Annotated in this window: 13 protein-coding genes and 1 riboswitch; of the genes, 1 reads left to right on the top strand and 12 read right to left on the bottom strand. The window is 47.6% G+C overall.

From position 1 onward, the window contains the following. Positions 1–133: 133 nt before the first annotated feature. The 7 genes from MHI06_RS04520 to MHI06_RS04490 form a co-directional block, all read right to left on the bottom strand. A complete protein-coding gene (locus tag MHI06_RS04520) occupies positions 134–991 on the bottom strand; it encodes a MetQ/NlpA family ABC transporter substrate-binding protein (RefSeq protein ID WP_340400604.1) in 858 nt (285 codons plus the stop codon). 46 nt (positions 992–1,037) lie between these two features. Then, positions 1,038–1,709: a methionine ABC transporter permease gene (locus MHI06_RS04515; RefSeq protein ID WP_340400603.1), complete on the bottom strand. Its 672-nt coding sequence runs from the start codon at positions 1,707–1,709 to the stop codon at positions 1,038–1,040. After that, positions 1,706–2,515, bottom strand: coding sequence for an ATP-binding cassette domain-containing protein (locus MHI06_RS04510; protein ID WP_340400602.1), 810 nt, complete (start codon positions 2,513–2,515; stop codon positions 1,706–1,708). Before MHI06_RS04510 ends, MHI06_RS04515 begins: the two co-directional genes overlap by 4 nt. Before the next feature lie 131 nt (positions 2,516–2,646). Then, positions 2,647–4,950 (bottom strand): PQQ-binding-like beta-propeller repeat protein, encoded by a 2,304-nt coding sequence (locus MHI06_RS04505; RefSeq protein WP_340400601.1) that lies wholly within the window; start codon positions 4,948–4,950, stop codon positions 2,647–2,649. A 100-nt stretch (positions 4,951–5,050) separates the two neighbouring features. Next, positions 5,051–5,845: an energy-coupling factor transporter transmembrane component T gene (locus MHI06_RS04500; RefSeq protein ID WP_340400600.1), complete on the bottom strand. Its 795-nt coding sequence runs from the start codon at positions 5,843–5,845 to the stop codon at positions 5,051–5,053. Continuing rightward, the gene (locus MHI06_RS04495; RefSeq protein WP_340400599.1) at positions 5,820–7,397 is read right to left on the bottom strand and encodes an ABC transporter ATP-binding protein; all 1,578 of its coding nucleotides are present in this window, start codon (positions 7,395–7,397) and stop codon (positions 5,820–5,822) included. The genes MHI06_RS04500 and MHI06_RS04495 overlap by 26 nt, the downstream gene beginning before the upstream one ends. Continuing rightward, positions 7,398–7,991 carry an ECF transporter S component gene (locus MHI06_RS04490; RefSeq protein ID WP_340400598.1) on the bottom strand — a complete coding sequence of 198 codons (594 nt, stop codon included), beginning with the start codon at positions 7,989–7,991 and terminating at the stop codon, positions 7,398–7,400. Between the two features lie 817 nt (positions 7,992–8,808). On the opposite strand from MHI06_RS04490, the gene MHI06_RS04485 reads away from it, so the two are divergent. Continuing rightward, positions 8,809–8,949 (top strand): hypothetical protein, encoded by a 141-nt coding sequence (locus MHI06_RS04485; protein WP_340398421.1) that lies wholly within the window; start codon positions 8,809–8,811, stop codon positions 8,947–8,949. Between the two features lie 215 nt (positions 8,950–9,164). Further along, a riboswitch (TPP riboswitch) is annotated at positions 9,165–9,273 on the bottom strand. Positions 9,274–9,317: 44 nt separating this feature from the next. On the opposite strand, the gene MHI06_RS04480 is transcribed toward MHI06_RS04485, so the two are convergent. The 5 genes from MHI06_RS04480 to MHI06_RS04460 all read right to left on the bottom strand — a co-directional run bounded on the left by MHI06_RS04480 (position 9,318) and on the right by MHI06_RS04460 (position 14,522). Further along, positions 9,318–9,986 (bottom strand): pectate lyase, encoded by a 669-nt coding sequence (locus MHI06_RS04480; RefSeq protein WP_169482887.1) that lies wholly within the window; start codon positions 9,984–9,986, stop codon positions 9,318–9,320. Between the two features lie 326 nt (positions 9,987–10,312). After that, positions 10,313–11,188, bottom strand: a complete 876-nt coding sequence (locus MHI06_RS04475; RefSeq protein WP_340400597.1) for a radical SAM/SPASM domain-containing protein — start codon at positions 11,186–11,188, stop codon at positions 10,313–10,315. 140 nt (positions 11,189–11,328) lie between these two features. Beyond that, positions 11,329–12,183, bottom strand: coding sequence for a carbohydrate ABC transporter permease (locus tag MHI06_RS04470; RefSeq protein ID WP_169482930.1), 855 nt, complete (start codon positions 12,181–12,183; stop codon positions 11,329–11,331). A 7-nt stretch (positions 12,184–12,190) separates the two neighbouring features. Next, the gene (locus MHI06_RS04465) at positions 12,191–13,063 is read right to left on the bottom strand and encodes a sugar ABC transporter permease (protein WP_169482929.1); all 873 of its coding nucleotides are present in this window, start codon (positions 13,061–13,063) and stop codon (positions 12,191–12,193) included. A 139-nt stretch (positions 13,064–13,202) separates the two neighbouring features. Further along, positions 13,203–14,522 (bottom strand): extracellular solute-binding protein, encoded by a 1,320-nt coding sequence (locus MHI06_RS04460; protein WP_340400596.1) that lies wholly within the window; start codon positions 14,520–14,522, stop codon positions 13,203–13,205. Positions 14,523–14,664 lie beyond the last annotated feature (142 nt).

Raw genomic sequence — 14,664 nt, 5'->3', positions numbered from 1 at the left:
AAGTAAATCAGCGGTATGACCAAAGTGTTAAGTTTCTAAACACTTATTAATAGCCCCGCGGATTTCATAAAAAAAAGACCCAAGCGTTATCGCTCAGATCTCAAAGGGTGTTCACATTTGGACTACATATTCTCTATTCAAATGCCGGGATAGCAATATCTGCGTACTTCTCTTCGAAGAAGGCTTTGACCTCTGGACCCGCCATGCGCTTAGCCAACTTCTGAATGGCTTCGGAGTCCTTGTTATCCTCACGAGCAACCATAGTGATAGCAAAGTGGGAATCATCCTTCTCGGTTAACAATGCATCCTTTTTCGGTGTGAGACCGAGCGGGCTGGCATATGCCGGAGTCATGGCTACCAGATCAGCATCATCCATCATGCGAGCCAGCATCAACAAGTCCACTTCCTCGAACTTGAAGTTCTTCGTATTCTCGGTGATGTCTGCCTGTGTGGCGTTAAAACCTACGCCCTCTTTCAGCTTGATCAGTCCGTTCTGCTCCAGCATTACAAGAGAGCGACCAATGTTGGAAGGATCGTTCGCAATGGCGATCGTTGCACCTTCTGGCACTTCTTCAATGGATTTATACTTTTTGGAGTAACCTCCATAGATGGCATTATAGATAGGCTGTACAGCCACCAGATTGGCATTGTTCGCTTCATTATATTGGGTCATGTAAGGTACGTGCTGGAAGAAGTTTGCATCCACTTCCTTGTTCGCGAGTGCCGTATTCGGCTGAACATTATCGGACAGCACGACAACTTCCAAGTTGACGCCATCTTCCTTCAACAGCGGTTTAACAATATCCAGTACATCTGTCATCGGTGGAATCAACGTGGCTACTTTCAGCGTAACTTCTTGTGCAGCTTGTGTGTCTTCCTTTGTTCCTTCAGCCGCAGGTGTTTCTTCTTTTTGTCCACAAGCAGCTACAACCAGCATCACTGCGAGCAACATAAGCATCATTTTTGCTTTCATGTCCTGTCTACCCCTCATCGTATAATCTGTATTGGTTATTCGTGATAATGCACGGTCCAACCGTTCAGGATCTGCGATCCAGCCAGTGGGACAGTCTGCTACCTGTGAATTGGATCATCTGTACCAGGATAATCATAATGATGATCGTAAATACCATAATCTCCGTTTCGAAGCGCTGATAACCGTAGCGAATGGCGAAATCGCCAACCCCGCCGCCACCTACGATGCCCATCACCGTCGAGTAGGAGATGAAGCTAATCGTAGCTGTCGTGAGTCCCAGTACAAGGCCAGATCGTGCCTCCACGTACAAGAATTTCACCACAAGTTGCATCGTCGATGCTCCCATGGATGCGGCCGCTTCAACCACTCCTTTGGGTACATCCAGCAACGCTTGTTCCACCAGTCTGGCGTAGTAGGCAATCGCAATGATCGAGAGTGGCACGGTAGCCGCCAGTGTACCGATGGACGTTCCCACGACGATCCGTGTGAATGGAATCATGAATACAACCAGCAGTAAGAACGGAAACGAACGAACGATGTTGACGACACTACCGAGTACAAAGGACAACGTTTGATTCTGATACCGTTGTCCTCTCCGGAATAAGTACAGCAGTGTACCCAGAGGTAACCCAATCAGAACAGCTGCCGCAATGGAGATGCCCACCATGACAAAAGTCTCTCCGATCGCCTGCCATATCTCATGCTGATACTTTAGCACAGACTCAGGTATCTTCATGACTTGTCCTCCTGTTCTGCCTGACGTAACCAAGACGATCCTGTCATCCCGTATTCGTCACCCGCAAGCAAGGAGGTCAGCAGATCAGGCTGTGGAGCAGGGATACTGCTCACTTCAGCTTTAGACAACGTTCGAACGAGTCGCCCATCCTTCATCACCGATATTCTATGACATAGTCTACGAGCCACTTCCATCTCATGCGTCACTACAACAATGGTCACGCCCAGCGTTTCATTGATATGACGAAGCACATCCAAGATACCGTTTGTGGTCTGTGGATCAAGCGAAGAGGTCGGTTCATCACAGAGCAGCACATCCGGACGACTGGCAAGTGCTCGGGCAATCGCTACACGCTGCTTCTGTCCTCCGCTAAGTTGTGCTGGATATTGATCTGCCTTGTCTTCCAGTCCAACAAACCGCAGTACCTCAAGTCCACGCTCAACTCGCTGAGCACGGGATATACCTGCGAGTTCCAATGGCATGCAGACATTACCACTCACCGTTCGGTTACTGACAAGATTGAAATGTTGAAAGATCATGCCAATGGATCTACGTGCCTGGCGCAGACTCTGTTCATTCATCTGGGTCAGGTGCTGCCCATTCACAACAACCTCACCATCATCCGACTTTTCCAATCCGTTGAGCATCCGCAGAAGCGTGGATTTACCTGCTCCACTCGATCCGATGATGCCATGTATTTCTCCTTGTCCCACTTCGAGGGACACCGAGCTTAATGCTTCGAATCCCTGATCTGCACGGGAACCGCGCTCGTTATAACGTTTGCTTACACCATATAATGAGATCATGGAGAGTCCTCCCGTGAATGATCATGCATGGTTCTTCAAGAACACATGAAGAAAGCCCGCACAGCCGATAACCGGAGCGCGAGCAAGCCTGTTCATTTATAATAAATCAACATCCCTTGCGAGACAAGCTTTTAAGGTGAGATTGCCTCCTGAAGGCGGCTGGCTTCATATACACGAAAACGTCCGTTGGACGAACCCACATACACTTCATTTCCGATTCGGTTAATCATTCCATTCTTCGCATCCCGGTCCCGGTGCTCCGGGCTTCCCATCACAACGTCATGTACACGACCTAGCAATGCCCCATTCTTTTTATTCAATACGAGCAGATTCTCGTCCATGGGCAACAGCAACTGATCATCAATGATCAGGTAACTTCCCTGATTCGTCGGATACCTTAGCGTTGCAATCGTATCTTTGGCATTCCAACGCGTCTCCCCCGTTTTATAATCCAAAGCCGCTGGGTAACCGTTCTTAATTACATACAACTGATCCTCTTCCACCAGTCCTCGTTCAATCTTGCCCTTGAGCATCCAGCGTGTTTTGCCGGTCTTGGCATCGTACAGGGTGGTTGTAAAATCTTCATATTTTCCGTAATGATCGCCGTTTTTGTTCTCACGGATCAGCAGCATGCCATCGTTCAGCTCCTCAAATCTCTGTCCTACCCGAGCAGGAAATTGGGCAAGCTTTTTCCCCGTGTTCAGATCAAGCAGCAGCCACTGATTATCTAGCGATAACCATCTTTCAGCATTCGTGGTTGCAAAGGGATCCAGACGTTCGATTCCATCAAAATATGGATCATTCCCAAGTTGTTCTATGGTGGATCGTTTGGCCTTCAAGCTCCATACGGTTCGGCCTGATTGCGGATCGGCTGCAACCAGTTTATTCTTTTCCCAGTACAACACATAAGGGTCATCTGCACTCTTGTTCAATAATTCATAACCCGTAGCCAGTTTTCGCGTCCACAATGTTTTTCCATTCGCACTGTCCAGAACCATCAACCAGCTGTTGCTTGAGCTCTCAACAACAGGGCTGTCCACAACCACGACGTTCTTCGCAGCGGTAATGCCATTTAGTCTGAAATTTTGCTTAGGGGTGTACGTCCACGTGACCTTTCCGTTCTTCAAGTTCAGATGACGAATACGATCCACGTATTTTTTCTTATCAGGGTCATAATCGTTGTAGATTGTAACGTATTGGCGTGCTGTATCCACCTCTGCTTGCTGTCTTCCAAAGCCTCCATTAATTCCCCATAATTTCTGACCCGTATGTCGGTCAAGAGCATATATGGAACCTTCGTAGTAATCCCCGCTAAATCCACCGTCATCCCCTTTCATCAGAAGTACGTCATCCGTGGCTGCTTGTAAAAAAGTGTAATTAATATCACCACGGTTAGTCCATATCGGTTTCCAGGGGATTGTCAGCGGAAGCGTTGTGCCATAAATTTTTGTCGTGAATTCATATTCATCCGCCCGACTGATGTTCCAATCGGAAACCACAGCATTTCGTATATCCTGTGGTAGATTCCAGCGTGTCCTGACCACCTTGCCATTCTTGTTGAATGTGACCAGAAATTGTGCATCTTCCCGCTCATATCTCCAAGTCTGTCCAATACTCATTGGATAACCCGTATCATTCAAATTGCTTGAACTCTCTTTCCAATCCGGCTCGCCTAACCACCCAGCCATTTGTTTGGAGGTGGTTGCCTTGTTCAGCTTCATATCTGTCAGATGGCGTATAACCGAAGTCGGCAGCGATGTCTCCTGATTGAACCAGCCATCAGCCACATTCATTCGTTGTTTGATATCCTTTTCCTTGATCCAGAGCAGTACAGGGCGATAAGTGGACGATTCCTTATTCCAGATTCGTGGGGCAATGGAGATGCCATACCATCCATCCCACGCTGCAACAATAACAGCTTTATCTGTTAGCTTTTTCTCAAAAGACCAGGTTGTAGAACTACCCGGGGCCAGATACAGCTTACTGCCCGATTGAAGCGTGAAGCTTTGTGGAGCCGTTTTCGTCATGCTTCTGCTCCCCTTCAGCGCATACCAACTTGGCAGCCAAAAGTCTCCATGCTCGGATGATTTGAGCTGTATCCACTCACCACGAACCGATGCCAGGGTATACTTTTCGCTTTTCGTCGTATAGTATTCAATCCCCATCTGGTCAGCAGCCACACTGCCGTCCCTTCTGTTTTTGAACAAAGGGATGTCATTCATGAGCGTAACGGGTTCTCCTTGTTTGTAAGCCAACTTTGCAGTTAAGGCTTGGGAACTTGCCCCCAACGCTTGTGGCGTTGTAGCCGAAGCTTGTCCTCCAAGCACGACCATTTTGGAATCCAGCAGCATCCATCCCGTCAACAACACAGCAGATACTCCAGTCAAGGTAATCCATTTGTAGCCTATTCTCTGCCAGTCAGGATCCGTCTTCACTCTCGTTCATCCCCATCCATTAGAATTTATTTCCATATAGACGCTGTGATCAGGAAAAAGTTACCGTTTACCTCAATATATTTCTCTTCATCTTCCCGTATTACCTTACATCCAACATAGTAGCATGATAAGGAAAGATGACCCCAATGTAATAAGCAGCGGTTAAGGTCAGCATATAATAAAATACAAACCACAGATCAGCTCGGGAATAGCCAATCTGAATGTAATACGTTCGGCTCGCGCCATCCGTGAATCCCTTCGCTTCCATCGCTACCGCCATTCGCTGTGCACGGCGAATACTCTGTGCCAGCAGCGGAATAGCATAACGCTTGAGAGTACCATACACATTCCATCTAGAGCCGCGTTGCCTTGTTCCACGAATGCGAATCGCATAACGGAGCGTCTGGAATTCATCCAGCAAAATCGGGATCATGCGCATCGCGGCCAGAAAGCTATAAGCATATTTTGCGGGAAGCCTCCACTGCTGCATCAGAGAATAAAACAGTCTTACCGGCTTCGTTGTCAGTCCAAAAAGTAAGCCGGCCGCTGCCATGCTGAGCGAGCGAAATCCTAAGTGTAGTCCGCGATAGAAGCTCTCTTCTGTAATATGAATCAGTCCCCACTTATACCACGTGGTCTCTCCCTTACCAAACATCATCATGCCTGTAGATGTAGAGATAAATACCAGAATGAATGGTGATGCGTACAGTATCAATCTGTACCACGGGTGGCCTGTCCAGCACAGTAACAGCATCATAGCTACCGCGACGTTGGCCATTACATTCAGATTGTGAATAAGGATAACGAAGACAAACATCAATGTCAGAATAATCATCTTCAAGCCGGGATTGACGGCATAAAGCCAGGTTTCACGGTGAGGAAACGACAGTTGCATCAGATAACCTCCCGTCATCCACCGTCCAGATTCGGGTGCAATATCTTTTTACAATCTCACGGTCATGGGTAACCATAACGATGGCTGTTCCTTCACGCCGCAATTGCTCCAGTTGTGCCAGCATGGCGAACGTATTGCGGGCATCCTGTCCAAAAGTAGGTTCATCCAGCAGCAAAATCCGCTGCTCCCTCACCAGAGCGGAGGCAACACTCAAGCGTCGTTTCTGCCCCATCGATAATTGGTAAGGATGACGCTCGGACAGATCGATTAGCCCAAATTGCTTCAGCATATGCTCAGTCCTAGCATGTCTTTCTTCCGTAGTAAGCCTGCCCCCAAGCAAGGAAAATCCCACTTCTTCCGCAACAGTGTTGGTCACAAATTGAAATTCCGGATTCTGAAATACAAATGCAATTCGATCTGCGAGCTGCTCCGTTTTGCCAGAGTGCTGACCATCCACCTCATAGTGACCTGTCGTTTTCAGAATATTCATCAGGGATAATAACAACGAACTCTTGCCTGCACCATTGACTCCCACAACACCGATCCAGTCTCCATGCCATACCTTGGCCTGTTCCACCTGAATGGATGATGTTTTCCCACGCCATCCGGTAAACTGCTGCAAATCCAGTGCAGGCTGATAGGGAGGCGATACAGGCGGTAAGGATGATACGTGAGATACGGGGAATATCCCCATTGTTTCGGATAAACCAGACGCTTGCTGTGCTTCCAAGCTCGGAAAGCCCTGATCCTCACATGCCCAGTGCTCTCCAGAAATACTTCCTACTTCCTCCTTTGTTGCCTTCTCCTGCTCCCGCTCTTCCCACACACCCGGATACCAGATTCCATAAGCCTTCAGCTTGCCCCTTTCCTCCGTAAATACCTGCTGTGCTGGCCCATCCGCCACGATCTTTCCTTCAGGTGATAACACAATGATACGGTCGACCATATCCACAATCTCATTGATTTTGTGTTCAACGATAATTAACGTTTTGTCACTGGCGATCTGTTTGACGGTATCCCACACCTGGGAAGTCCCCTCATCATCCAGTAATGCCGTGGGCTCATCCAGAAACAGCACCTCCGGGTCCATGGCAAGCATCGAAGCAATCGCAAGACGCTGCTTCATCCCCTGAGACATCGATTGGATCAATGTCCGATTTTGTTCAAAGGATAACCCCACCTGTTCCAAATGATATTCAATCAGACCTGCCATCTCTTCACGCGGAATATTTCGATTTTCCAGCACAAATGCGATCTCTTCATCTGTATAGGACATGCAGAACTGAGTATCCGGGTCTTGAAAGACCACTCCTGCTTTGGCAGGGACCTGAATATCATCACATTTCATCGGGATCTCAACCGAACGTGGTATCAGACCGCTCAGAATTTGTAACAACGTCGATTTACCGGAGCCGCTCGGACCGAGCAGCAGAACTTTCTCCCCTTGACGCACAGAGAGAGACAAGCCTTGAAATACCAAGGCCTTCTCTCCCGGGAACTTGCATCTTAGATTCGTCACACTTACCGCTTGCGAATTCCCTTCCCCGTTCATCTAATCCAAAGCCTCATAATCTTGTTTGGATACCGGTCTGAGCGAACGCGTTACACCGGTCAGTTCCAATGCTTTGGCGAGATAATAAGCGAACACTCCAGCAATCAGAATACTTCCAATGAAGCGGAATCCGATAAACAACGTATAGTTCCACGCCGAGAGTGAATCAATATACCCGTACTGATAATCCAGCAAGAGTGAAGCCGAGGCGGCTCCTATGGCTGCAAGACACGTGACGAACAGATTGGTTTTACGATACAAAAATGCGGCAAAGAATATCTCGGCTCCCAATCCTTGCAACAGACCGTATACAAGTGTAGACATGCCCCATTCACTGCCCAGAAAAGCACTCACCGTTGAAGCTGCAACCTCAGCAAGAATCGCCACACCCGGTTTACGAATGATGACAAAAGCAAACGTGCCCGCCATAAACCACATGCCGTAGATCATCTGCTCCGCATGAACGCCGAATGGTTTCATCAGGTCATACGTAGGTCCCCATATCTTGTAAATCACGCCAAACACCACTGCGATCACGATGGTTACCAGAATATCCGTTAGTTTCAATCGTTTGTTGCCTGCTGTTACTGCCATGTTCTCTACTTCCTTCCTCTGCTCCCTGTGGGGGTTGTAAAAGTGTGTGTTCAAAAAGACTGGTTTTCAGTACCAAGAAGATGGGATGAAGCTAGAAATGGAGTAGCGGAGCGTAGGGAAAACTACGTGAGCAACCAAAATGTTTCCTTCGGAAACATACTTCGTAAGCCTCCCGCTTATTTCGGCTGAATTCCATATTCGATGCTAATGATGCCGTCAGGCATCCTTCGTAATCAAAAGCAGACTTTTTGAACAACCTCTAAACTAGAGTAAAAGGCTGGGCAAAACCCAGCCCCTCCTCATCAAACCGTACGTGAGGTTTTCCCTCATACGGCTTTCCGATGTTCATCTTTCATGGGCATGCAGCATATTTGCTTTGGCCTCATGACCTAGTTTCCCCTATAAGAGTTGTTGAGTGTTTTCTAGCGTGTCGTTAGCCATTTTGGCATTCACGAACTCGTACCTCTTGGTGAAACGTGAACAAAGTAGGGCTCCTTCCCTCCCGCAGGTTGTGTTGTCCTGCGTTCCCAGGTAGTATGAGCCCCTCGGACTCCCTTCCTGCTGTTCACTCACTTCACCTTCTGGCTTATAGAGTACCACTTTACGGATTCATAAAAAAAAAAAATCCGTGCAGGGGAGGGTCTCCCCAGTTCACTACATCCTCTTTCAGACCATGCCGCTCCCCTTACGCCGGAGGATTCTTCGCTGTCGCTCCAAGTTCAAAACAGCTTCCCTGGCCTTCGTCCATCTACACGAGACTCGGCTTCCTCTTTTCCCTCTTGCAAGGCCTTTTTGACGACGCGGCAGGATTCACTTGATGTTACGGCCTGGACTGTCGCTCGCCCTGTCTCTGACAGGTACTTTCGTCGATACGCTTTTACGCACAGATTTCTCCATACGCAAGTATCCTAGCTACACGGGGCTTGGCCTCTCCCGCGACCGGATTTTCATCGGCTAGAAGATGCGTGCTTAGCTGGGCACGCAATAAACAAAAAAAGCCTCCCCGGTTCCGGGCAGGCCTTACGCACAGTATACAATCCTCACAACGATGTATGGGATGGATGTCGAAAAGACGGAATATCAATCATTCCCTCTCCGTTGCAGCAGACCAACCACCGCAGCTAAAAGAAGTCATGTTGTTTTCCTCATTAATTTGCACATTTCACCCTTACACATTGTAAATCCATGTTCTCTACGCTGGCATTACCCAGATCAGATGTACGGTCAGCGGCACAAGGCCACTCTCTCAGCCCAACTTCATTGAGCTCCCGGTTCACTTATTTCATTGCTTCTAATGTACATCAGATGGGTAATTGTGGCAATGCTTTAATATTGCGTGTTTCCGGACTGGCTCGTTTTCCCTGAAGCGAAGCCCTTGAACAGCGTTGGCACTTTGGAATACCGTGTATTTGTGATTTTACCTACAGTAGAACTGCTATCTGTCCGCAGGATGGAATCCTTCACATTGGAAATGTCCGAGTTGGACACATTCATGGTGACTGCATAGGACGTTCCGCCATTTTGACGCACCAGCTTGCCGATATCATTTGCTTTGAAATTTTTAATATTGATCGTACCGGATGCATTCATCTGGAACACTTTGTCATAGGCCTTGTACGCCGCACCACCTGTGATGTTTACAGTCCCTGCAGATTTCAGCGTGAGCGCATCCTCACCGACATCCTTCCAGGTTACATTTTCAATATTGCAGTTGCCATAACAGTGCACCCCATCGGCTGCCGGTGCTTCAATCACAACATTTTTTAACGTAGCCCCTGCCTCCAGTCGGAAAATAGGTTTCTGGTTCTCGGCCTGACTGCCATCTCCTAATGTTTTGGGATCTGCGGCAACACTTTTGCCTTTCCCATCATACGTCGTTCCTTTAGGAACAATAATCGTTGTCTTCACGATCTCGGGAGCTGCAGACACCGGAATTGCACCAAATGTAGAAGCAAGCAGACCAACTGACAACAATACCGTCAACATCTTTTTCATTAATAAACATCCTCCCTTATTTGGATTGAATGGGTTCAAGCAGAGACTTGTCTTCCTATAAACTAAGAGAAAAATCTCTGTCCTCGGAACCTACCCTGATCCTACCAAATAAAGGAATATTACGAGAATAATCATTAGGTCACGTAATCATTTTCCAGCATAGAACCTGATGTTTCAGTATGCTTTGCGGTATAATGTCTACTTGTTATGTACCAATATCAACTTCGGATATGCTCTATTTACAGCCTCAGTAACACAACAAAGACCACATCATCTGTTACAGACAACGTGATCTTATAGGAAAATAATTTAATTTACTATATATTCTAGGCTCCAAAACGCTGACGATACCCGCACTTCCTGCACAACTCTTCCACAGCTTCCCGCTTGGAGAAACCATACACCAGATTGTTCGCTCGCTCACCCTCAATAATCTCCGAGAATGATTTCTCGTGCACGTTACCGAGATTAATGACACCCTCGCCATCAAGACAGCATGGAACCACCGTTCCATCGACAAGTACAGCTGCCTGACCGCGAAGTGCATGGCAAAAGCCTTTGCCGTCATCTTCGGGTGCATCCAGACTTGGCCACTGGAACTCATGATCCTGATTCAGGTATACATTCGGGGCAATTTTGACCCCGCTGCCTGGAACTACTTTTTCCTCAATGCGGAAGTCCAGATTGAATTCACGTTCCAGTACTTCAAGGGTCTCCCGATTTCGATTCATCTGAGCATTCGTGAAGTTATCCTGTGTCAGATTCCACAACCGGAATGAGATGATGACATTGTGCTTAACGGCCTCGTGTACAAAAGACAGAATATTGCTCAGGTACCCGTCACGGTCGGTTGAACCTTCATGCCCATCGAAGCTGTGCAAGGAGAAGTTCATCTGCCGCAGCGCCGGTTTGCCGAGCAATTTATGCTGAGTCTTGGGCAACAGTGTACCATTCGTTGTAATGATCACCTTGAGTCCCTTCTCATGTGCGGAATCGAGCAGCAAATCTATTTTGGGATGCAACAAGGGTTCACCTTTGACATGTAAATAAATATGGTTGGTATGTGGTTTAACTTGATCCAGTATATTGTTGAAGACTTCAGGGTCAATGAATCCTTTGGCACGCTGTGTCTGCGGACAGAAGCTGCACGCCAGATTGCAGATACTCGTGATCTCAATATATACTTTTTTGAACGTTTTCAACTCGGGTCCCCATTCTGCTTCGGAGGGAGAACAATCCCGCCTGCATTTGTGATCCGGCCAATATGCGCCATCCCTATTATATCGGGTTCGTGAGCCGAGGTAAATTGTTGAACTGTTTACGGGTTTAAAGATTTATGCCATTATCCTTTGACCCCGCCAACCGTAAGTCCTGAGATAAAAAAGCGTTGGAAGAACAGGAATAGAATCAGAATCGGTACAATGGCAAGCACGGCTCCAGCGATTAGTTCTTCGTAATGATTGCCGAGTGGTGATACGAAAGAAGCGAGTCCGATCGGCAAGGTGAATTGTTCTGTGGTACGAAGCACCACGAGTGGCCAGAGAAAGTTATTCCAGCTGTTCATCGCTTGCAAGATAGCTATCGCCCCAAATGCAGGAGCCATCAACGGCACCATAATGCGGAAGAAGATCCCGAACTCCGTACAACCATCAATCCGCCCTGCATCCATAAAATCCTTCGGCAAACCTTGGGCAAACTGCCTGAAGAAGAAGATGGGCAAGGGTGCCACGATAAAAGGCAGAATAACGCCCCACACCGTATTGATCAGCTTCAATTTAATCGTCAGTTCATATAAGGGAAGCAGGATAATCTCCATCGGGATCATCATAACAACCAGCACCAGGGTAAAGATCAGATTCTGGCCCCTGAACCGATAGACCCCCAGCCCATATCCGACCATCGAGGAGAACAGCAGACTTAATACCGTGAATAATGCTGTGATGACAAGACTGTTTTTGTACCATATAAAATAGTTCCCTGCTGCTCCCGTTCCGGTGAAGATCGATTTGTAATTCTCGAAGCTCATTAATGCCCAATCCCATCGGACATTGAGTCCATATCGAAACAGTTCCGTAGCCGGTTTCAGCGAAGCGAGGATCAGTGCATATAGCGGAAACAGCATCAAGATACCCAAGATCACGAACAACATCAGTAAGAGCAGTGAAGCCACATTCAGTTTGATTCCCCATCTACGCATCAAGGCCTTAATCCTCCTTCCTGAACATGCCGAGCACCGTCAACTGAAGCATACTGATCACGAGTGTAATCACCAACAGCGTAATGCCAATTGCTGCACCGAATCCCAGATTGAAATACTGGAAACCTTGTTGGTAGATATACCCCACCATCGTTAACCCGATATTTTGCGGAGACGGTTTGCCTGCCCAGAGCATGTAACTCTCCGTGAACATGGCATATCCGCCATACAAAGTAATCGTCACCACATAGATCGTGATCGGTTTGAGCATCGGTACGGTAATCTTGGTGAATTTGTTCAGCACACCCGCTCCATCGATATCTGCCGCTTCATACAGATCCTTAGGGATGCTCTGCAATGCCGATAGAAAGTACAGCATATTAATACCGATCCAGCGCCAACCTGCCAGTACAACCAGTGCGACCATCGCAAGGGACGAACTGTACAACCATTGCTGGCTCGGAATACCCAGCAGGTTCAGGATGGAATTCATCAGCGCACCATCCAGCTCGCCGAAGATAAGCCGGAACACAACCCCCGCTACAACAACGGAGGTCAGTGCCGGAATAAACAGAGCAGAGCGGAACACATTACGAGCCATCATGCGACTTGAATTGAGCAATACAGCAAGCACGAGTGGGATGGGAACCAGCAAGAGCAGCGTCCAGAACGTGTAACGCGTGCTATTCCACAGTGCTGCCCGGAAATCGGCATTCCATAGCTTACTGTAATGCTCAAGCCCCACAAACTGTACGTCTCCGGGGAGCACCTGCTGGAAACTCATTACCCCGGCTCGAAATAACGGGTAGGCAAAGAAGATGAGAAAAGACAAAATGAACGGTAACACAAACAGATAAGGTGCCCATGTTCTGGCATTCATCCGTACTCTCCGCTGCCTGATGGCGCGTACAGAAACCGTTGTTTCCTTTTGCAGCTGCACTGTAGACCAACCTCCAACCTGGAATGAACCGTATACTCTGTATGAAAGAAATGTAATTGACGTTTAAGCCTTTCCTACCTCAACGAGTTAATTCAGCCTGCAAATCATTCAATACCTGTTCAGGATCTTTCAGATTAATGAAGATATCTGGCATGGCTTTGTTACGTACGGCATCGAACACTTCAGGTGACTTCTCCCGAATGTTGACCGGAGCAATCTCATCTTTCACACTCAGCAGTGTATCGAAGATATCGTCCCCGAAATAATCCGTGTATTTGTTCGATTCCTTCATCGCTGAATCGGTCCATACGTCGGTACGAATCGGGTCAAAACCAAGCTGTTTCCAGATCTGAAGATTACCTTCCTTGGATAATTTCGCATAAGCGAGGAACTGCTCCGCAAGCTCCACAGCGCCAGACTGATTCGTAATGGATGTTGCCGTTCCACCCATACCCGCTGAACGATTGCCGCCCTCTTCCCATGCTGGCATCGGACGAATGATCATTTTCCCTTTCAGATCCGGAATATGGTCCGTGAACCGATTCATGAACCAGAATGGCATAAATACCGCCGCCGAACTGCCTTGATCCATATAACCGAAGTATTCTTCCGTATCATGACCCGCCCCAGGAGCGACAGCTGCTACCCCTTCCTTGACCATCTGCTGGAAGAATTTCATCGTCTGCACATTCACAGGCGCATTCACCGTAACATTTCCATCTGCATCCACCTGATCTGATTTCTGTTGACTGATGGCCGGCCACCAAGACCAGTTACCGTTACCCTCAAATGTAATCATCGGTTTGCCTGTCTTCGCGAGCACCTGTTTCCCTGCCTGTTCAAAATCACTCCAGGTCTTGATATCATCTGCATTCACACCCGCCTGATCCAAAATCTCTTGGTTGTAATACATGACGGTTGCACCGACATGATAATCGATACCGTAATATTTGCCTTCCTTGCTGTAGATCTCAACACGGGATTGTACGATGTTATTCAGTTCTGGCTTGATCATGTCTGTCAGATCCACCAGTTGCGGAACACCTTTCATGAAATTGGGGAATTTGCTCTGCTCAATATCTACCAGATCCGGTGCACCTACACCCGACTGTAATGCAAGCAGCAACTTCGTATGCATATCGTCGTATGGAATCGTAGTCGCTTCCAATTCAATCTGTTGATCCGGATGTTCCTGATTCCACTGCTCTGCCATACTTTCATAAAACTTCTGATGCGCATCTACAAACGTCCAGAAAATGAGTTTGGTCGCTCCCCCTTGTGCGTTTCCTCCGTTTCCCCCAGATGACCCATTGGACGCTTCCTTTGCCGTACTGCATCCACTCAAGACCGTCATCACCGCAAGAATACATACCCCTAACCAAACCAACATTTTCTTCATGTAAAATCCCCTTCCCAAGGTTGTGATATGAATCAGATGAAGGATAAAGCTAATTTCGTAAGCGCTTTATTTTCTATGTTACTTGCTGTATCATAAAAAATAAATGCTCGATGCCAACATGAATTTTAAATATTCCAACCTG

Source organism: Paenibacillus sp. FSL H8-0079, assembly GCF_037991315.1.
Classification (GTDB): Bacteria; Bacillota; Bacilli; order Paenibacillales; family Paenibacillaceae; genus Paenibacillus.
Note: the sequence above shows the minus strand (reverse complement) of the source record. Positions and strands in the feature narration are given on the sequence as shown.

What these genes read in the sequence shown, in the direction of transcription:
- MHI06_RS04485 (WP_340398421.1), top strand. Translation starts at nt 8,809, where the DNA reads ATGTTACGGCCTGGACTGTCGCTCGCCCTGTCTCTGACAGGTACTTTC.
- MHI06_RS04510 (WP_340400602.1), bottom strand. Translation starts at nt 2,515, where the DNA reads ATGATCTCATTATATGGTGTAAGCAAACGTTATAACGAGCGCGGTTCC.
- MHI06_RS04480 (WP_169482887.1), bottom strand. Translation starts at nt 9,986, where the DNA reads ATGAAAAAGATGTTGACGGTATTGTTGTCAGTTGGTCTGCTTGCTTCT.
- MHI06_RS04495 (WP_340400599.1), bottom strand. Translation starts at nt 7,397, where the DNA reads ATGAACGGGGAAGGGAATTCGCAAGCGGTAAGTGTGACGAATCTAAGA.
- MHI06_RS04465 (WP_169482929.1), bottom strand. Translation starts at nt 13,063, where the DNA reads ATGAATGCCAGAACATGGGCACCTTATCTGTTTGTGTTACCGTTCATT.
- MHI06_RS04520 (WP_340400604.1), bottom strand. Translation starts at nt 991, where the DNA reads ATGAGGGGTAGACAGGACATGAAAGCAAAAATGATGCTTATGTTGCTC.
- MHI06_RS04470 (WP_169482930.1), bottom strand. Translation starts at nt 12,183, where the DNA reads ATGCGTAGATGGGGAATCAAACTGAATGTGGCTTCACTGCTCTTACTG.
- MHI06_RS04500 (WP_340400600.1), bottom strand. Translation starts at nt 5,845, where the DNA reads ATGCAACTGTCGTTTCCTCACCGTGAAACCTGGCTTTATGCCGTCAAT.
- MHI06_RS04460 (WP_340400596.1), bottom strand. Translation starts at nt 14,522, where the DNA reads ATGAAGAAAATGTTGGTTTGGTTAGGGGTATGTATTCTTGCGGTGATG.
- MHI06_RS04515 (WP_340400603.1), bottom strand. Translation starts at nt 1,709, where the DNA reads ATGAAGATACCTGAGTCTGTGCTAAAGTATCAGCATGAGATATGGCAG.
- MHI06_RS04490 (WP_340400598.1), bottom strand. Translation starts at nt 7,991, where the DNA reads ATGGCAGTAACAGCAGGCAACAAACGATTGAAACTAACGGATATTCTG.